16 protein-coding genes and 1 pseudogene are annotated in these 16,833 nt (G+C 67.5%); 9 read left to right on the plus strand and 8 right to left on the minus strand.

Annotated elements, in window-relative coordinates; genetic code table 11:
• Positions 1-147 precede the first annotated feature (147 nt).
• Positions 148-321: pseudogene (locus tag QFZ57_RS03010) on the plus strand (DUF3040 domain-containing protein); the annotation flags it as partial.
• Here QFZ57_RS03010 and QFZ57_RS03015 read toward each other — a convergent pair.
• The 4 genes from QFZ57_RS03015 to QFZ57_RS03030 form a co-directional block, all read right to left on the minus strand.
• Entirely contained in the window at positions 298-1,398 is a 1,101-nt protein-coding gene (locus tag QFZ57_RS03015) for a DMT family transporter (protein ID WP_306901512.1), read from the minus strand. The pseudogene QFZ57_RS03010 and the gene QFZ57_RS03015 sit on opposite strands and share 24 nt — an antisense overlap.
• 2 nt (positions 1,399-1,400) lie before the next feature.
• Positions 1,401-1,997 carry a TetR/AcrR family transcriptional regulator gene (locus QFZ57_RS03020; protein WP_306897850.1) on the minus strand — a complete coding sequence of 199 codons (597 nt, stop codon included), beginning with the start codon at positions 1,995-1,997 and terminating at the stop codon, positions 1,401-1,403.
• 78 nt (positions 1,998-2,075) lie between these two features.
• Positions 2,076-2,369 carry a putative quinol monooxygenase gene (locus tag QFZ57_RS03025; protein WP_306628989.1) on the minus strand — a complete coding sequence of 98 codons (294 nt, stop codon included), beginning with the start codon at positions 2,367-2,369 and terminating at the stop codon, positions 2,076-2,078.
• Positions 2,370-2,416: 47 nt separating this feature from the next.
• On the minus strand, positions 2,417-3,415 hold the full coding sequence (locus QFZ57_RS03030; protein ID WP_306901514.1) for a LacI family DNA-binding transcriptional regulator: 999 nt from the start codon (positions 3,413-3,415) through the stop codon (positions 2,417-2,419).
• A gap of 220 nt (positions 3,416-3,635) precedes the next feature.
• On the opposite strand from QFZ57_RS03030, the gene QFZ57_RS03035 reads away from it, so the two are divergent.
• The 8 genes from QFZ57_RS03035 (at position 3,636) to QFZ57_RS03070 (ending at position 11,772) form a co-directional block, all read left to right on the plus strand.
• On the plus strand, positions 3,636-4,712 hold the full coding sequence (locus QFZ57_RS03035; RefSeq protein WP_373461292.1) for a substrate-binding domain-containing protein: 1,077 nt from the start codon (positions 3,636-3,638) through the stop codon (positions 4,710-4,712).
• A gap of 30 nt (positions 4,713-4,742) precedes the next feature.
• Positions 4,743-5,789 (plus strand): ABC transporter permease, encoded by a 1,047-nt coding sequence (locus tag QFZ57_RS03040; RefSeq protein ID WP_306897854.1) that lies wholly within the window; start codon positions 4,743-4,745, stop codon positions 5,787-5,789.
• Complete coding sequence (locus QFZ57_RS03045) at positions 5,786-6,580, plus strand: ATP-binding cassette domain-containing protein (protein ID WP_142029923.1); 795 nt, start codon at positions 5,786-5,788, stop codon at positions 6,578-6,580. Before QFZ57_RS03040 ends, QFZ57_RS03045 begins: the two co-directional genes overlap by 4 nt.
• Before the next feature lie 94 nt (positions 6,581-6,674).
• Positions 6,675-7,637 (plus strand): carbohydrate kinase family protein, encoded by a 963-nt coding sequence (locus QFZ57_RS03050; RefSeq protein WP_306897859.1) that lies wholly within the window; start codon positions 6,675-6,677, stop codon positions 7,635-7,637.
• Between the two features lie 164 nt (positions 7,638-7,801).
• Positions 7,802-8,278, plus strand: coding sequence for a hypothetical protein (locus QFZ57_RS03055; RefSeq protein ID WP_306897861.1), 477 nt, complete (start codon positions 7,802-7,804; stop codon positions 8,276-8,278).
• Positions 8,275-10,140, plus strand: coding sequence for a glycoside hydrolase family 15 protein (locus QFZ57_RS03060; RefSeq protein WP_306897863.1), 1,866 nt, complete (start codon positions 8,275-8,277; stop codon positions 10,138-10,140). Before QFZ57_RS03055 ends, QFZ57_RS03060 begins: the two co-directional genes overlap by 4 nt.
• A 135-nt stretch (positions 10,141-10,275) precedes the next feature.
• Complete coding sequence (locus tag QFZ57_RS03065; RefSeq protein ID WP_306628996.1) at positions 10,276-10,575, plus strand: DUF4193 domain-containing protein; 300 nt, start codon at positions 10,276-10,278, stop codon at positions 10,573-10,575.
• A 126-nt stretch (positions 10,576-10,701) separates the two neighbouring features.
• Positions 10,702-11,772: a quercetin 2,3-dioxygenase gene (locus QFZ57_RS03070; RefSeq protein WP_306628997.1), complete on the plus strand. Its 1,071-nt coding sequence runs from the start codon at positions 10,702-10,704 to the stop codon at positions 11,770-11,772.
• An 88-nt stretch (positions 11,773-11,860) separates the two neighbouring features.
• Here the strand turns inward: QFZ57_RS03070 and QFZ57_RS03075 are convergent, their stop codons facing one another.
• From QFZ57_RS03075 to QFZ57_RS03090, 4 genes are read right to left on the minus strand one after another with little or no spacing between them, the layout of a single operon-like run.
• On the minus strand, positions 11,861-13,102 hold the full coding sequence (locus QFZ57_RS03075; RefSeq protein WP_306897866.1) for a DUF3500 domain-containing protein: 1,242 nt from the start codon (positions 13,100-13,102) through the stop codon (positions 11,861-11,863).
• Positions 13,080-14,852 carry an FAD-dependent monooxygenase gene (locus QFZ57_RS03080; RefSeq protein ID WP_306897868.1) on the minus strand — a complete coding sequence of 591 codons (1,773 nt, stop codon included), beginning with the start codon at positions 14,850-14,852 and terminating at the stop codon, positions 13,080-13,082. Before QFZ57_RS03080 ends, QFZ57_RS03075 begins: the two co-directional genes overlap by 23 nt.
• A complete protein-coding gene (locus tag QFZ57_RS03085; protein WP_306897871.1) occupies positions 14,852-15,736 on the minus strand; it encodes a fumarylacetoacetate hydrolase family protein in 885 nt (294 codons plus the stop codon). The genes QFZ57_RS03080 and QFZ57_RS03085 overlap by 1 nt, the downstream gene beginning before the upstream one ends.
• Before the next feature lie 56 nt (positions 15,737-15,792).
• Entirely contained in the window at positions 15,793-16,713 is a 921-nt protein-coding gene (locus QFZ57_RS03090; RefSeq protein ID WP_306897873.1) for an alpha/beta hydrolase, read from the minus strand.
• Positions 16,714-16,833 lie beyond the last annotated feature (120 nt).

Below are 16,833 nucleotides of genomic sequence, written 5' to 3' on the forward strand. Positions count from 1 at the left end.
GGAGCCTTCGCCTTCCCCCCGCACCGTACAGGGCTTTCCGGCCGTTACTGCAAGCCCGGCACCGGACACCCTTGACTAACTGAGACAAGACTCCTACGGTCAATACCGACACCGCGTCTCATGGAATCCAGGGGGCATGCAATGCCAATGTCCGAAGAGGAGCGGAGGCTGCTCAAGGAGCTTGAGCTGGGGCTGATCGCCGACGATCCCCACCTGGCCATGGAGCTGCTCTCCGGTTACCCGGCCCGCCGCTTTCCGGCAGGGCTTTTCTCTGGCGTAGCCGTTTGCCTGAGTGCTCTAGTGCTCATTATGGCGGGAATCGGCAGCCAGGCACCTGCCGCCGTCGTCCTGGGTATCCTGCTGCTGGGACTGGGCGCCTGCTTGCTCCTGGACCGGCCCCTCCTGGACAGGATGCGGCGACGGGAACAGCCCACCGGCTGACGGGCGCGCCGTCCTGGCCGGGCGACCGCCCCTGGTTCTGCCGGTGCCTGGCGTCAGAATGAACAGGCCCACCAGGACGACGGCGGCGCCGAGCCAGCCAGGTGCCGGGAGCCGCTCCCCCACCACCAGCACGGCGAGGACCGCGGCGACCACCGTTTCCAGCAGGGAGATGCTGGTGGCCGCGCTCGCCCGGATCCGGGCCAGTCCCCAGCCGAACAGGACGTACCCGACGAACATCGGGACGAGGGCCATGTAGGCGCCCACGGAGAAGTTGGTCCATGACTGGAGCAGCGGCCCTCCCGTTACGGCAAGCACCGGCATCAGCAACAGCCCTCCGAACCCGAAGACGGTTCCCATGGCTGCCCTCGACGAAATACCGGTCCCGATCAGGCGGTGCGAGGCCCAGGAATAGAGCGCGTACGTGCCGCCGGCCACCAGCCCCAGGAGGATGCCGGCGGTCGTGGGCCACGAACCGGCGGGTTCGGAGGCTGCCGGGCTATGGCCTGCGGGGCTGCTGCCGGCAAAGGACAGAAGCCCGGCGCCGGCAACTCCCAGCACTGCCCCGACGATCCATCGGCGGGTGAGGGGCTTCCGGTCCGCAAACCGCTCGATCAGTGCCGCCACGACCGGGGCTGAACCGATGGAGACCACCGTTCCCACCGCTACCCCCGAAAGATGCATGGAGCTGTAGAAGGCGAGGGGATAAACGGCAACGGCTGCCGCCGCCACGGTAACCAGCCGCCACCGCTCCAGCAGGCCGGGACCCTGGGACGCGATGTGCCGGGCGGCATAGATTGCCTGCAGGAGTCCGCCCACACCCATGGCGGCAGCTCCGATGGCCAGCGGGCTCACCGCCGGTGCAAAAGTGGCCGCGGTCCCCGTGGTTCCCCACAGGATTGACGCCGCAGCCACGAACAGTGCGCCCCACAGCGGCGTGTTGGCTTGGCTTGGCTGCATTGTCACAGGCCTGCCAGCATCCTGGCAGCGATGGCGCGGGCGTCCTTGAGCAGCGCGTCCCGGCCATCGAGCCCTGCCCTGGCCATGGCACCCTCCAGCAGGAAGGACAGGTGCCGGGCAAGGTCCGCGGCCCGTTCCTCCCCGTCCGGCAGCAGCTCGGCCAGATGTTGTGCCAGCAGGCGTTCCACCTCTTCCTTGTGCTGCCGGACGGCCAGTCTCCCCGGGTGGCCCGCGGGAAGTTCCGCTGCCGCGTTGAGGAGTCCGCAGCCGCGGAAGCCATGGACATAGGCGGAATTGGCGTGGTCCAGGTAGGCGTCGAAGATGGCGAGCACGCCGCCACCGGCGCCCGCCGCGGTTTCCATCCTTTTCCGGTACAGGCCCAGCCATTCCCCATGGCGTGCCTCCAGGTAGGCGGCCACCAGCTCGGCCTTCGAAGCGAAGTTGTTGTACAGGCTCTTCTTTGCCACTCCTGCTTCCGACGTGATGGTGTCGATGCCGGTGGCCGTCACGCCCCGCGCATAAAAGAGGCGGGCCGCGGCATCAAGCAGCAGCTGGCGCGCCGGGCGCCGGGGTGGGACGGAAACGCCTGGAGTGGCCACAATGTTCTCCCGTTCTGGTAGGTAGACCAGTCTACCTACCAGAACGGCGTCCTGCGCCAGCCTTGCAGCCGGAGCCCCTTAGTGCACTGGCTGCAGCCAGGTCAGGACGGAACCATCCCCTTCGATATGCTGCGCCAGTTCGCCGTTGAACCGTGCACCATAATCGGCCGTGATGTGCTCCTGGAAGGCAGCGTCGTCCCCGTAGACCTCGAAGACGAAGTACTCGCGCGGGTTGCTTTCGCGGGTGTACGGCAGGAAGAGCTGATTGCCGGGCTCGCGGCGGACATGCTCGGTAAGCTCGCGCATCATCTCGGCAACGCGGTCTTCGCTGCCGGGCTTGACGGTGAATTCGGCGTAGAGCGTTTTGGTCATGGTTGTCCCCTTGGTTGGTTAGTGGCGGGTGGGCAAAATTGCGGAAATTACTTTGGCGGCCGGATTTCCCCGGATCCCCGCTCAATAAGTTCGGACGGAACGACGTATGTCCCTGGCGGCCGGTTGTCGCCGTCGATCCTGGCCAGGAGCCTCTCAGCAGCAAGCCTTCCAATCCGGTCCGGATGCTGGGCAATCACCGTGATGCCGGGGTCCATCATGTCCGCCAGCGTGAAGTCATCGAACCCCACAAGCGCCACGCGGCGGGCGAGGTCCAGTTTCTTCAACGCGCGCATCACCCCGAAAGTGACGAGGTTCTGGCTGGAGAAAATGGCCGTTGGCGGGTTCTCCCCGCCAAGCAGTTCAAGGGCTGCCTGCCGGGCTGATTCCTCGTCGTGAAGGCCCTCCCGGACGGGAATGGTGGTGGTGGAAATCCCGGCGCGGCCCAGTTCCTCGATGAAACCGCGGCGGCGTTCGCGCGCCGTCTGGATGTCCGTCCGGTCGCCCAGGTAGGCCAGTCTGGTGTGGCCATGTGCCAGCAGGTGCGCGGCAGCAGTTGAGGCGCCGACGGCGTTGTCGGTCACCACGGCGTCCGCGTCGATACCCACCGGCTCCCGGTCGATAAACACCATGGGCAGGTCACGTGAATGCTCCGGGATGGCATAGGCCTGGCTCCTCGCGATGGGGGTCAGGACCAGGCCGTCCACCCGCCGCCCCAGGAACGCCGCCACCAGGGCCTTCTCACGGTCCGGGTCGTCGTCCAGGCTGGCCGCGAACACGGCAATGCCGCGGGCGGTCATGGCATCCTCCAAGGCGCGGTGGATCTCGCTGCTGAAGGGGTTCGCAACGCTCGGGAGCAGCAGCCCGATGGAGAGCGTCTGCCGTCCCGCCCGGCGCAGGCTGCCCGCGGCCATGTCCAGCTGGTAGTTCAACTGTTGGGATGCACCCAGGACCCGCTGCCGGGTGGCCTCGGAAACTCCGGGCTCATCGTTCATTACCCGGGACACCGTCTTGATTCCCACACCGGCCAATGCCGCCACATGCCGCATGGTGGGCCGGCCCTTAGCGGGATCCGCCAAGTAACGATTAGACATCGTTGTCACAACATCGTCCTTCATCATCGAATTTGTATTGACTCTACCCTGTGACGCTGATTACATGATGCCTGACATCGTTGTCATCGACCAGCACGGCTTGAGAAAAAGTGCTTGAGAAACAGGAGATTCAAAGATGAGTTCCATTCGCTCCCGCTCCACCGCCCGCCGCCTGATGGCCGCAGGTGCCGTCCTGACACTTGGCACCCTGAGCCTGACCGGCTGTGGCGGAAGCTCCAGCGCCGGTTCCAGCACCGGCGGCGCCGGCGACGGAAAGGTGGGCGTCTCCCTGATCGTCAAAACCACCACCAACCCGTTCTTCATCTCCATGCAGGACGGCGCCAAGAAGGCAGCGGAGGCTGACGGCGTGGACCTGAAGCTCGCAGCCGGCAAGGCAGACGGTGATGAAGACACGCAGATCCAGGCAATTGAGAACGCCATCTCCAAGGGAGACAAAGGCATCCTGATCACTCCCAACGGCCCTTCCGTGGTGGATGCACTGAAGAAAGCGAAGGACGCCGGCCTGTTCGTCATCGCTCTGGATACCCCGCCGGACCCGGCAGACGCCGCGGACATCACTTTCGCCACGGACAACTTTGCCGCCGGCCAGCTCATCGGCAAGTGGACGGCTTCACAGCTTGGCGGTAAAAAGGCCACCATCGCCCTGCTGGATCTCTTTGACGACAAGATTGTGTCCGTCGACTACAACCGCGACCAGGGGTTCCTGACCGGGCTCGGCATCGACACGGCGGACAAGAAGAAGAACGGCGACGAGGCCAAGACCGGGAAGTACACCGGAGGCAAGGGCGGCGACTACGAGATCGTTGGCAGCCAGGCCTCCGGCGGCAACGAGGACGGCGGCCGCACCGGCATGGAAACCCTGCTGTCCAAGAACCCCAACATCAGCGTTGTGTACACCATCAACGAACCCGCAGCGGCCGGCGCGTACGAGGCCCTGAAGTCCGCCGGCAAGGAGAAGGATGTCCTGATTGTCTCGATCGACGGCGGCTGCAGCGGCGTGAACAACGTCAAGTCCGGCGTCATCGGGGCCACTGCCCAGCAGTACCCGGTGAAGATGGCCGAGATGGGCGTGAAGGCCATTGTGGAGCTGGCCAAGACCGGCAAGAAGCCGGCCAACTCCGAGGGCCTGGACTTCTTCAACACGGGCGTGGAGCTGGTAACGGACAAGCCGGCCGACGGCGTCAAGAGCATCACTACCACCGACGCCGGCAATATCTGCTGGGGCAAGTAAGCAGGCCGGCAACCCATGTCAGGAGTACCAGTGACCCAGCAACAGACTGCAGGACCGCCCGCGGCAGGGCAGGCGGACCTGGCCGGCGAATTCATCGACCGGCAGACCCCCCTCAGCCGCATCCGGAACATCCTGCACCGCTACCCGGCCCTCAGCCCGGCAATCGTCCTGATAGTCGCCGTCGTGGTGTTCGGCCTCCTCAATGACCGCTTCCTGCGCTTCGAAAACCTGTCGCTGATCACCCAACAGGTGTCCGTGGTGGGAACCCTGGCCATAGCCCAGACCCTCATCATCCTCACCGCCGGCATCGACCTTTCCGTTGGCGCAGTGATGATCCTCGCGTCCATGGTGGTGGCGCAACTGTCCGTAGGCAGCGGCATCCCCGGACCGTTGGCACTCCTTCTCGGCCTGGTGGTGGGCCTCGCCGCGGGCGCCTTGAACGGGTTCCTGGTCACCCGGTTCCGGCTGCCGCCGTTCATCGTGACGCTGGGAACCCTCAACATCTTCATCGCCCTGACCCTGCTGTACTCCGGCGGTTCCACCGTGCGCGGCTCGAGCATGCCCGGCCTGCTCACCTGGACCGGGAGCACCTTCCCCGTAGGCCCGGTCCGCATCTCCACGGGCGTAGTGATGATGCTCCTGCTCTACGTCGCCGTTGCGTTCATCCTCGGCAAGACCGCCTGGGGCCGCCACGTGTACGCGGTAGGTGACGACAAGGAAGCTGCCCGCCTGGCCGGCATCCCCGTCAACCGGGTCCTCATGAGCGTCTACCTCGCCGCCGGCGCGGTGCTGGCCGTCGGTGCCTGGATCCAGATCGGCCGGACCAACGCCGCCAGCCCCAACGCCGGTGTGGACCTAAACCTGGACTCGATCACCGCCGTCGTGATTGGCGGCACCAGCCTCTTCGGCGGCCGCGGCTCCATCTGGGGTTCGTTGCTGGGCGCGCTGATCGTGGGCGTCTTCCGCAACGGGCTCTCCCTGGCCGGCCTGGATGTGCTCTACCAGACTCTCGCCGTGGGCGTCCTTATCATCCTCGCTGTGTCCATCGACCAGTGGATCCGAAAGGTGAAGTCATGACCGCCACGTCCGTGGAGCCGGCCGGCACCAACGTCCGCCAACCCATCCTGCAGGCACGAAACCTCGTCAAGACCTTCGGCAAGGTGGTGGGCCTGGACGGCGTCAGCCTGGACCTCTACCCGGGCGAGGTACTTGCCGTGATCGGCGACAACGGCGCCGGCAAATCCACGCTGATCAAATGCCTTACCGGCGCCGAGATCCCGGATTCGGGTGAGCTTTTGGTCTCCGGCGAGCAGGTCCACTTCAAGCGGCCGCAGGACGCCCGCGCCCACGGCATTGAAACCGTGTACCAGAACCTTGCCGTATCTCCGGCCCTGGACGTTGCCTCCAACCTGTTCCTGGGGCGCGAGGAACGGGTGGCCGGCCCGTTGGGCAGCATCTTCCGGGTGCTGGACACCAAGGGCATGCGGCGCAAGGCCAAGGAAGAGCTGACCCGGCTGGGCATCTCCACCCTCCAGGACGTCACCGTACCCGTGGAGAACCTCTCCGGGGGCCAGCGGCAGGCCGTGGCGGTGGCCCGCGCAGCGGCTTTCGGTTCCAAAGTGGTGGTCCTTGATGAGCCGACGGCGGCCCTTGGCGTGCGGGAATCGAACCAGGTCCTGCAACTGGTCCGGGACCTGCGTGACCGTGGGCTCCCCGTCATCCTCATCAGCCACAACATGCCGCATGTCTTCGACGTCGCGGACCGGATCCACATCCAGCGGCTGGGCAAGTGCGCGGCCACCATCACCCCGCAGTCCCACTCCATGACGGACGCAGTAGCCATCATGACCGGCGCGGCAACCGCCTGACCGGGCTCCCTCCCCACCCCCCCAACACGCCGTCCGCGCGCCTGCCACTTATCCACGTGGAAAGGCCCGCGGACGGCTCCATGAAAGGCACCCCATGCGCCCCCAACCCTTCCGCCGCCCAACCGGCACGGCCACCCCCGAGGTGCGGCCCGACGTCGTTGTTATCGGCGAGGCCCTGATGGACATCGTCTCCACCCAAGACGGCACCGCCGAACATCCGGGTGGCTCTCCCGCCAATGTCGCCTACGGCCTGGGCCGCCTCGGCGTGCCCACGGCCCTGCTCACCTCGCTGGGTGAGGACCAGCGCGGACACGCAATCGAGGAGCACCTGGCGCGTGCCGGCATAGAACTCCTGCCCGGTTCACGGTCGGCCGGCCGGACCGCATCGGCTACCGCCACCATCGCCGCAGACGGGTCCGCGGCGTATGACTTCGACATCGCGTGGGAACCGGCCCTAGTGGCGCCGGCGTTCCTGCCGCGGATTCTGCACACGGGTTCCATCGCCACCTTCCTGGCGCCGGGTGCGACGGCGGTACGGCGACTCTTGGAGCAGTCGCACCGCGAGTGCATGGTCACCTACGATCCCAATATCCGCCCGGCCCTGCTGGGCAGCCACAGCGAAGCAGTGGCGCTGTTTGAGGACCTGGTCCCGCTGACTGATGTGGTGAAGCTCAGCGACGAGGATGCTGCCTGGCTGTACCCCGGCCGGAGCATCGAGGACACTGCCGGACGCGTTCTCCGCCTGGGCGCCCGGCTCGCGGTGGTCACGCGTGGCGCGGAGGGATCACTGCTGGCCACCGGCTCCGAAGCCCTGCACGTTCCGTCCGTGCCGTCCATTGTGGCGGACACGATCGGCGCCGGCGACTCCTACATGGCCGCCCTGATCTACGGACTGCTGACCAGGGGAACCGACGGCCTGGGCCGGGACGCCGTGGAGAACCTTGGGATCCTGGCGTCCCGCGCCGCAGCCATCACCGTCCGAAGGCCGGGGGCCAACCCGCCCAGCCTCGCCGAGCTCGAGGCTGGGCTTCCGGAGGAGCTGGCAGAAGCGTCTTGACAGACATTGGGATTCGCTCTAAATTCAAGATACTTATTTTTAGAGCGAGGCTCCCATGCTCAACCAAAGAGAAGTGCTCAACCGGATAGACGTCCTCAGTCAGTCGCAGTTCCCCTCCGGAACCGTCTCCGCGGCCCAGCGGCTCCGGGGTCGGGCGGCGTGAGATGGACTGGCAAGGCTGGGGGCTCTTCGGCCTCCTGGCAACCGCCCTCCTGACCCTCATCATGATCGCGGCCCAAATGGCCGGCCTGACCCGGCTGGACCTGCCGCTGGTGCTGGGCACCCTGGTGACGCCCGACCCCGACCGGGCCCGTGTCGCCGGCTTCTTCATCCACCTCATGGCGGGCCAGGTTTTCGCCCTGGGATATGCCGCGGCCTTCGCCCTCCTGGGCAGGACCACGTGGTGGATCGGTGCGCTCTTGGGCCTGCTCCACGTGGGGGTGGCCTTGACGGTAATCCTGCCGCTGCTGCCCGGCGTGCACCCGAGGATGGCATCCACGCGGGCTGGCCCCGCCAGCACGGCAGTGCTGGAACCACCGGGACTGCTGGGCTTGAACTATGGAATCCAGACGCCAGCAGTCGCCATACTGGCCCACGTTGCATACGGCGCGGTGCTTGGGCTCCTGCTGAGGGCGCTGTGAAAGCCGCACCGGGATGGAGGCGGCCGGCCGCACCGGAGCCGCACGCCGCCGTCGCGCCCTTCCCCGCGGAGGCCTGGCAACCCGCGCCGATCGCCGACTACGGCCTGCTCGGTGACACCCGGACCGCAGCCCTGGTCTCCTCCGCAGGATCGGTGGACTGGATGTGCGCCCCGGCGTTCGACGGCGAACCCATTTTTGGTGCCCTGCTGGGCGGCAAGGAAGCCGGTCAGTTCGTTGCCGGCCCTGCCGGAACGGCACACCTGCTGCGCCGACGGTACCGCGGCAACACTGCCACGCTGGAAACAACATGGTCCTCGGGCGGGGCGCAGCTGACGCTGACCGAGGCAATGGTTGCTGAAGTGTCCGGCGCCCTCCTGCCCACCACGCTCCTGGTCCGGAGGCTCTGTGCGGACGGGGCTCCGGTAGCCGCCGTCGTCCGCTTCAATCCGCGGCTGGGCGAAACCCACCGGGTGCCACGCGTCAGCCGGCGGGGCCAGGACCTGGTGTGCGAATGGGGCCCGCTCGCCGTGTCGCTGGGCTTCAGCGAGGGCTGTCCGCTGCCGGACGGCGACCATCAGACGGTGCTGGTGCATCCCGGGCACCCCGTCACCCTGGTCCTCGCCGTCGCCTATGGCGAGCCGCTCATCCACGTGGATCCGGAGGCAGCCTGGGACCTGGTGCGCACTGATGAGCGGCGGTGGGAGAGCTGGGCCGCGGAGGTGGACGCCGGCATCCCCTTCCGCGAACAGGTGCTGCGGAGCCTGCTCACCCTGAGGCTGCTGACCTACTCGCCTTCCGGTGCGCCGGTGGCGGCGCCCACCACGTCCCTGCCGGAGGATCCCGGCGGCATACGGAATTGGGACTACCGGTTCGCGTGGCCCCGCGATGCCAGCATCGGTGTGGCCGCGTTCCTGCACGCGGGAAAGACGAACGAAGCCCTGGGCTTCCTGGGGTGGCTGCTGCATGCCAGCCGGCTCCAACGGCCCCGGCTCCCGGCCCTGCTCACGCTGTCCGGCGGCCGGGTGCCGCGCGAGCGCGTGCTGCGCGGGTGGCAAGGGTATGCGGGGAGCGTGCCCGTGCGCACAGGCAATGGCGCGGCCGGGCAGCATCAACTGGACGGCTATGGGTGGGTGCTGGACGCAGCCTGGGTACTGGTGGAGAGCGGCCACCGGCTGTACTCGGAGACATGGCGGGCCATGCGCGGCTTCGCGGATATGGTGGCAGTCACGTGGTCCGCGCCGGACGCGGGCATCTGGGAAATCCGCGCCGACGCCGCCCACCATGTGCACTCCAAGCTCATGGCCTGGCTCGCCCTGGACAGGGCCCTGCGGATTGCTGCCACCCACCGTCTGCCAAAACGGCAGCGGCGGCGCTGGCAGGCCGCTCGGGACCAGCTTGGCGCCGAGATCCGGAGCAAAGGCGTGGATCCGGTGCGGAACTGCTACACCCGGACCTATGGGTCAACGGACCTTGACGCCGCCCTGCTGGTCCTTCCGCTGATCGGGCTGGAGGACCCTGGATCCACGGTGGTCCGGACAACGGTAGACGCGGTGTGGAACGAACTGGGCGCCGGCGGCCCCCTGCTTTACCGGTACCCGCCGGGGCAGGACGGGCTGGAAGGCGGCGAGGGAGCCTTCCTGCCGTGCTCATTCTGGCTGGTGCAGGCGCTGGCCATGACCGGCAGGACCGCCGAGGCACTGGCAACCTTTCGTGCCCTGCTGGACTTGGCGTCCCCGCTTGGCCTCTTCAGTGAAGAAGTGGACCCCGCTTCAGGCGTCTTCCTGGGCAACTACCCCCAGTGCCTTACCCATGCCGCGATGGTGCAGGCTGCGCTGGCATTGCGGGACAACCCCGCGACATAACCCTGCCGCGGGGAACGGCGTCGCACCGCTGCCATGCCGCCCTCGAACCCGGCCGGGAATTTGTTGCCTGCGTCCTGCGTTGTCGATCTGTCCGGAACAATCTGGACTTGGAAGCTTGACAGGAGAAGACACCACATGTCAGTTGACTACGACGCTCCGCGCGTGGCTCCGGAGGAAGAGCCGAACGTCGCCCTGGAGGAGCTGAAGTCCGATAAGTCCGGCCGCCGGGAGGCCTCTCCCGAAATGGACGAAACGGACCTCGCGGACAGCTTCGAGCTGCCCGGCGCAGACCTCTCCAACGAGGAACTGCTCATCCAGGTGGTCCCGGTGCAGGCAGACGAATTCACCTGCATGTCCTGCTTCCTGGTCCACCACCGCAGCCAGTTGGCCCGGGAGAAGGACGGCAAGAAGTACTGCAGGGAATGTGAGGGCTAGCATCGGCACGGGGAAAGGCCAGGTTCAGGTTTCAACCATTGGAATCCGTACTCGTGGCCGGAGCGGCAGCCAGTCATGATGTAGGTCACGCTCCGGCAAGGGCCGGCCGACTGGAAAGAAGGAAACATGTCCCTCAGCGTTGAGGAAATGAACAAGCAGCTCCCGGCGGCCAACGCGCTGCCCGGAGAGGCAGTCCCGTACTACATGGCGTCGGGCGAGGGCGCGCGCTACGAAATCAACGGCCAACTGGTGACAGTCATTGCCCGCGCCGCCGACACCGGGGGCATCTTCAGTGCTGCCTACATTTCCGGCGGCATGGGGGCAGAGTCCCCGTTTGTCAGCCACAGCATCGAACACAAGACCCTCTATGTCTTCGACGGCATCCTGCACGTCTGGCTCCCCGGCGAGAGCAGGATCCTCACGCCCGGCGACTCGGTGGTCATCCCGCCGAACACTCCGCACGCTTACCGGATGGCCAGCCACTACACCCGCTTCCTGAACTGGATGACACCCGGCGGCGGCGAGAAGTACTACGAGCGGGTGGGAACGCCCATCGATTCCCACGTCCCGCCGGTCCGCCCCGGTCACAAGGCAAGCCTCCAGGAGCAGGCCGAGGTGGGCGCCGGGTTTGGCATCACCTTCCCGGACGTTGAGCGCGTGGCGCCGTCGTTCAAGCACGACGCCGGCCTGCCGCCTGCGCAGAGCCCCTACTTCCTGAGTGCCGGGGAAGGCGACCGCATGGTCAGCTACCAGACTATGTTCACTTACCTGTCCCGCCCGGCCAACACGGGGTCGAACTACTTCGCCGTGCACACCAAGGGCGCCAAAACCCCTTACATCCCGCTGCACTTCCACTCGGAGCACACCGAAAATTTCCTCTGCACCGAGGGCCGCATGTGGCTGTACGCCAACGGCCGCGAGATGCTCCTGACCAAGGGTGACTTTGTGCACGCGCCCGCAGGAACCATCCACTCCTTCGCGCTTGATGCGCACAACACCCAGATGGTGGGCTTCCTGACGCCGTCGGTCTTCAACGGGTTCTTCGAGTACTTCAACAAGCCCACCGAGGACTACATGTACACCGAGGGCGGGGAGCCGTACATGGACATGGAAGGCTTCGGCCGCGCCCAGGCCGAGATGGACCTGACCGTCGTGGGACCGCCCCCGCAGCGCCGTGCCGCACTGGACATCTCCTAGCTCTTAGGCCCAGGCAAGCAAATGGCCCGGACTTCCGAAAGGAAGTCCGGGCCATTTGTTTGTAGCGGTCCAGTCGCCAGCGTCGAGCTTAGCTGCCGGTGAGCGCCTGTTTGACCAGTTCGCGGCCGTAGTCGTTGCCGTTGGGGGTGCGCACCACGGTGTGCATGTGGAACGGGGCAGGTTCATCGTTGCTGAGGAACACCCCGGTGTGGTGGTCCAGCTCGAGCACCACCACAGGACTCTGCAGCCGGAAATAGAACGCTTCTGCCCCCTCCCAACCGCCGATCCAGCTGAAATAGGATTCCCCATAGTGCTCCCGGATTTCCCGACGGCGGGCTGCGCGCGGTCCGTCGGGAAGGTAGGCGATGAAGTCGTCCACCACGGCGTCGAGCAACTTCCGCGCGTCAGCCGGCATGTCGGCAACCGGGATGCCCTCATAGGGGATCACCCGGTTGTCCTGAAAGCAGCCGCCCAGGTGCCGCTCATCGCCGGGGTGGAGCCGGCCTTCGGGCATGGCGGGATCCACCATCGATTCATACACAACAGCGCGGGTCCGCAACTCTGCCGGCAGCGCACCCATCAGTTCCCGGGCCAGCGCAATGCGCTCCTTGAACACCTTGACGCCCTGGTGCGGGCCGGCGTCGATCATGTCCGGTTCCGCGCCCATGAACACCGGCGAGACGACCAGTTGCGTCCCCGCCACCAGGCAGTTCAGCGCCGCGTGGTGGCCGAACAGCTGCCACCCCCACGGTTCGGTTTCGGACGGCTCCCCGTACAGGGCGAAGTTATAGCTGTACTCGTTCATGAGCAGCGGCAGCTCCACCAGGTCGCCCAGGAAACCGTTGATGCGCATCAGGTTCCGCACCAGCTCAAACCCCTGGGCGCTCAGGCTTGCCTCCACCACCCCCAGCACGGCGTCGCGGACGGCAGGATCCAGCTCGTCCAGGCGGAGCCCGGTGTCGTGCTGCATGAACTCGGGGTTGGCCCAGCTCTGCCATTCGGGCGCGTCCACGGCGTAGCTCAGCTTGCGGGCCTGGTCAGCGCGCACGGTGCCCAGCAGCTTGTCGGCGGCAGCCACCATCTCCGCGGTGGGCGCCTCTTCGCCCGGACGTGCCGGGGTGAGCGGATACAGCCCTTGGCGGCGGACGCCGTCGCTGGTGATTCCGATGAAGGGCTGCGGGTAGAGCTTCTGCCAGCCTTCGATCATGGGCCCGGCAAACGAGTCGGTCTTGGCCGCTTCTGCGTACTCGCGGGCGTTCAGGCCCCGGATGTCCGCCACCCGAGGGTGGCCAGGGGCAAACAGGTAATCACGGAATGACGGCGTCGACACGGGTGCTCCTGGTGTTGTCAAGGGAAGCTGCTTGTTCGGGTAATGCGGTTTCGACGAGCGGGTCGGACGCCCACCCGGCTGCGACCGAGAGAGCCGCTGCGGCGGCTTCGGCGGAATTGCCGCGCCAGGCCACGTGCTGGTCGGGCCGGACCAGCACGGCCTCGGCGCCCCACAGCACGGAAAGCGGGGTTCCTTCCCCGGAAGATCCGACGGCGGCAACGGCCACCGGAATGCTCTGCCGGGCAGCGGCCGCCAGCACCGGTTCGAAAAATGTTGCGGCCGGCACCCCACCCAGCCTGCCGGCGTCGGCCAGCAGCGTGAAGCCGGTTCCCACGTGGCCGTAGAGGGATGTGCCATCCGGCAGCCAGGCGTGCGGCAGCAGGGCGCCCGGGCGGGCGGAGGGGACGTAGTGGATGGGGTCCTCTGCCGGTGCGGGCAGGCCATCGGGCACCACCAGCGGCGAGTCCCCGTAGGCGTAGCCGAGAACAAGGCCCAGGGAGTCGAACTCGCTCTGCTTCACGGCGAGCGCCGCCTCCGCCCTTTCCCGGGCAGCCTCGCCGGCAGGCCCGGTAGCCGCCAGCTCCGGATCAGCGAAGTGGTAGGCCAGGGCCTTGCCGTTTTCGGCGGCGTCGCGGATGGTGCGGGCGGCCACCGGTCGGCGTTCCTGCCCGTAGCTGTCGAGCAGCCCGGGTCCGGCCCAGCCCTTGATGGTGGCTGCGAGTTTCCACGCCAGGTTTGCGGCGTCGCCGATGCAGGTGTTGAAGCCGTGGCCGCCCCAGGGCGGATTGAGATGTGCGGCGTCGCCCACCAGGAAGATGTCGCCGCGGCTGTACTCAGGGGCCAGGAGCATGCGGGCGGTCCAGGGGTCCGTGGCCAGCACCTCGATGTCCACGCCGGCACCCACCAGTGAACGGACCATGGCAGCGGCGTCCCCGGCGCTGACGGCGACGGCGGGGTCCACGCCCTGGACGATGGCCCACCAGGTGCCGGCCAGGTCCATGGGCCCAACCATGCCCGAGGTCTCCGATCCCACCACCCAGTACTGGACGGCGGGGTCCAGCGTGATCGCCGAGGCCAGCGAATCCGAGCGGAACAGGATGCTGATGTTGGACAGCGCCGCGGACCCGCCCTCCAGCCGCAGTCCCAGGCTCCGGCGCACGGCGGAGGACGCGCCGTCGGCACCGATGACAAAGTCCGCGCGGACGGTTCGTTCCGTGCCCCCGGGATTGGTTGCGACGACGGCGTATGGCGGCGTGGCAGCGTCACCTTCAGCATTGCTGACCCCAGTTACAGTCCAGCCGGCCAGGAAGGTGACCAGGGGGTTGTCCGCGACGGCGGCGCGGAGCACCTCTTCGAGGACGGGCTGCGGGACCTGCTGGCCGCACTCGGGCTGTGGTCCGTAGCGGCCGGGAACCAGCTGGAAGGCGTTGCGGAACCGGCGCAGCTCGTGCGAGGCAGGACCGGTGAGCCCGGTGCAGAAGATGACGTCCTGCGCGTAGTCCACCGGCAGCGGCGACGCGTCCCGGAGCAGGTCCGCGAGCCCCAGCCGGCGCAGGTGGGTCATGGTGCGGGCGTTGGTGGTTTTGGCCCGCGGCCGGGTGTGGTCCACGGCGGTGCGGGGTTCGATGACGGTGCTGGGGATGCCCCGCGCTGCCAGGTCCAATGCCAGGAACAGTCCGCTGGGCCCGCCGCCGGCAATCAGGACCTGTACTTCCCCCGGAATATCCTCGGCGTTATGGAGAGCGTTCATCAGGCACGGCTCCGGAGGGAAGCATCGCCCACGGGGGTGGTCAGGGTGCCGAGCTTTTCAATGTCCACTTGCACGGTGTCACCGGGCTGCAGCAGCCACTGTGGGGTGCGGGCGTAGCCCACGCCTTCCGGAGTGCCGGTGGCAATAACGTCCCCGGGGTGGAGGGTGAAGGTTTCACTGATGAGGGAAATGATGGCCGGGACGGAGAAGATCATGTCCCGGGTGTTCCCGTTCTGGGCCTCAACGCCGTTAACCAGGGTGCGGACCTGGAGGCCGTCCCGGAGGTCACCCACTTCATCGCGGCTGACCAGGGGGCCAAGTGGACCGCTGAAGTCGCCGTTCTTGCCCAGGGTCCACTGCGACGTGAGCTTCTGCGCCTTGCGGGAGGTGATGTCGTTGAAGGTGGAGTAGCCAAAGACGGACGCTGCTGCGGTTGCCTCGTCTGCGGATTCGACCCGGCGGCCGATGTAGGCGGCCACCTCGCCTTCCCAGTCCAGCCCGGCTTCGCCCGCGGGGACCGGCACCGGGACATTGCCCACGGACAGGGACGCGGTCCACCGGCCAAAGAGGGTGGGGTACGGCGGCAGTTCCTGGTCCTTGTAGCTGCCCTCGGCGGCATGCGCCTTGTAGTTAAGGCCCACGCAGATGACCCGTGCGGAGGCGGGGACGAGCGGCACCTCGGTGACGCTGCCGCGCTCCAGCCAGGTCCCGGCGTCGGACGTTCCGGCTGTGGTGCCGGCGCCGGCAACCAGGGAGGCGGCCTTGTCCTGCCAGCCCTCGGCGTCCGCCCAGAAGTCCGTGACGGTGGCGAGCGGGAGGACGCGGGAACCGGCAAGGGCTGCCGCCCAGGATTCGCCGTGGTGGTTGATGCCAATGAACTGCATGGAGGGCCTTTCAGGTCTGTTCCGGGCGCGCGTGGCGCCCCGGGGGAATGCGGAAATCAGTGCTGGTTCGCGTGGCGGCGGAAGAAATCGATGGTGGCCGCGGTTGCCTGTGCGGCGGCTTGGCTGCCGCCGTCCGGGGTGGACCACATGTGGTCGGCGCCCTGGAGCAGGAGGAGTTCGACGGCGTTGCCCGCGCCTTCCAGCGCGTCGGCGAGGCTGGCGGACTGGGCCGCGGGGACGAAGCGGTCAGCGGTGCCATGGATGAGGAGGAAGGGCGGCGCATCCGGGTGCACGTACGTGAGGGGACTCGCTGCCCTGGCTTTCCCCGGGGCATCGGCTGGCTGCGCCCCGATCAGGAGGGCTTCACGGGAACCGGGGTCATCGGCGCGCGCGACGGCGTCGGGCCGGGCTTGCTGGCCCATCCGTTCCAGGTCCGTGGGCGGGTACCAGGCCGCGACGGCGGCAACGGTATCAGCAACGTCAACGGCACCGGCAACAGCATCGTGGGCGGCATCGGTGCCGGGCTCGGCGAAGGCTGTGGACCCCGGGGTCAGGCCCAGGAGGCAGGCGAGGTGCCCGCCGGCCGAATCGCCCCAGGCGTAGATCCGGTCCGGGTCGATCCCGTAGTCGGCGGCGTGGCCGCGGAGCCAGCGGACTGCTGCCTTGGCATCAAGCAGCTGGGCCGGGAAGGTGGCGGCGGTGCTGAGCCGGTAGTCCGCGGAGGCCACCACGAAGCCGGCGTCCACCAGCTGCTCGATGGGACTGAGGCCGAAACCGTCGACAGTCGGTCCCAGCGAGGACCGCTCCCCCGTCCGCCAGCCTCCGCCGTGGAAATGGATCACGGCGGGACGGCCCTGCCGGGTGCCCCCGGCGGCGGGCAGGTGGGATTCAGCCGGGAGGTAGAGGTCCAACAGCAGCGGCTCCGCGTTCTGTGGCCTGGCGAACTCGATCCCCCGGAGGATCCGCAGTGCCGTCATCGTTGACTCCATGTGTGCTGCGCCGTTTCTGTCCTGTAGCTGGAGCGGGTCCATACCTTGGTCCGCGTTCATGGACTCAACTCTGGGCCATCGGCGGCACTGCACGCGCTGCCGGTTTCA

Source organism: Arthrobacter sp. B1I2 (genome assembly GCF_030816485.1).
In the GTDB taxonomy this organism is placed as follows: Bacteria; Actinomycetota; Actinomycetes; order Actinomycetales; family Micrococcaceae; genus Arthrobacter.

Coding starts and splice junctions, on each gene's coding strand:
- QFZ57_RS03070 (WP_306628997.1), top strand. CDS start 10,702: ATGTCCCTCAGCGTTGAGGAAATGAACAAGCAGCTCCCGGCGGCCAAC.
- QFZ57_RS03015 (WP_306901512.1), bottom strand. CDS start 1,398: ATGCAGCCAAGCCAAGCCAACACGCCGCTGTGGGGCGCACTGTTCGTG.
- QFZ57_RS03085 (WP_306897871.1), bottom strand. CDS start 15,736: ATGCAGTTCATTGGCATCAACCACCACGGCGAATCCTGGGCGGCAGCC.
- QFZ57_RS03025 (WP_306628989.1), bottom strand. CDS start 2,369: ATGACCAAAACGCTCTACGCCGAATTCACCGTCAAGCCCGGCAGCGAA.
- QFZ57_RS03035 (WP_373461292.1), top strand. CDS start 3,636: ATGGCCGCAGGTGCCGTCCTGACACTTGGCACCCTGAGCCTGACCGGC.
- QFZ57_RS03045 (WP_142029923.1), top strand. CDS start 5,786: ATGACCGCCACGTCCGTGGAGCCGGCCGGCACCAACGTCCGCCAACCC.
- QFZ57_RS03050 (WP_306897859.1), top strand. CDS start 6,675: ATGCGCCCCCAACCCTTCCGCCGCCCAACCGGCACGGCCACCCCCGAG.
- QFZ57_RS03055 (WP_306897861.1), top strand. CDS start 7,802: ATGGACTGGCAAGGCTGGGGGCTCTTCGGCCTCCTGGCAACCGCCCTC.
- QFZ57_RS03080 (WP_306897868.1), bottom strand. CDS start 14,852: ATGAACGCTCTCCATAACGCCGAGGATATTCCGGGGGAAGTACAGGTC.
- QFZ57_RS03065 (WP_306628996.1), top strand. CDS start 10,276: ATGTCAGTTGACTACGACGCTCCGCGCGTGGCTCCGGAGGAAGAGCCG.
- QFZ57_RS03030 (WP_306901514.1), bottom strand. CDS start 3,415: ATGCGGCATGTGGCGGCATTGGCCGGTGTGGGAATCAAGACGGTGTCC.
- QFZ57_RS03090 (WP_306897873.1), bottom strand. CDS start 16,713: ATGACGGCACTGCGGATCCTCCGGGGGATCGAGTTCGCCAGGCCACAG.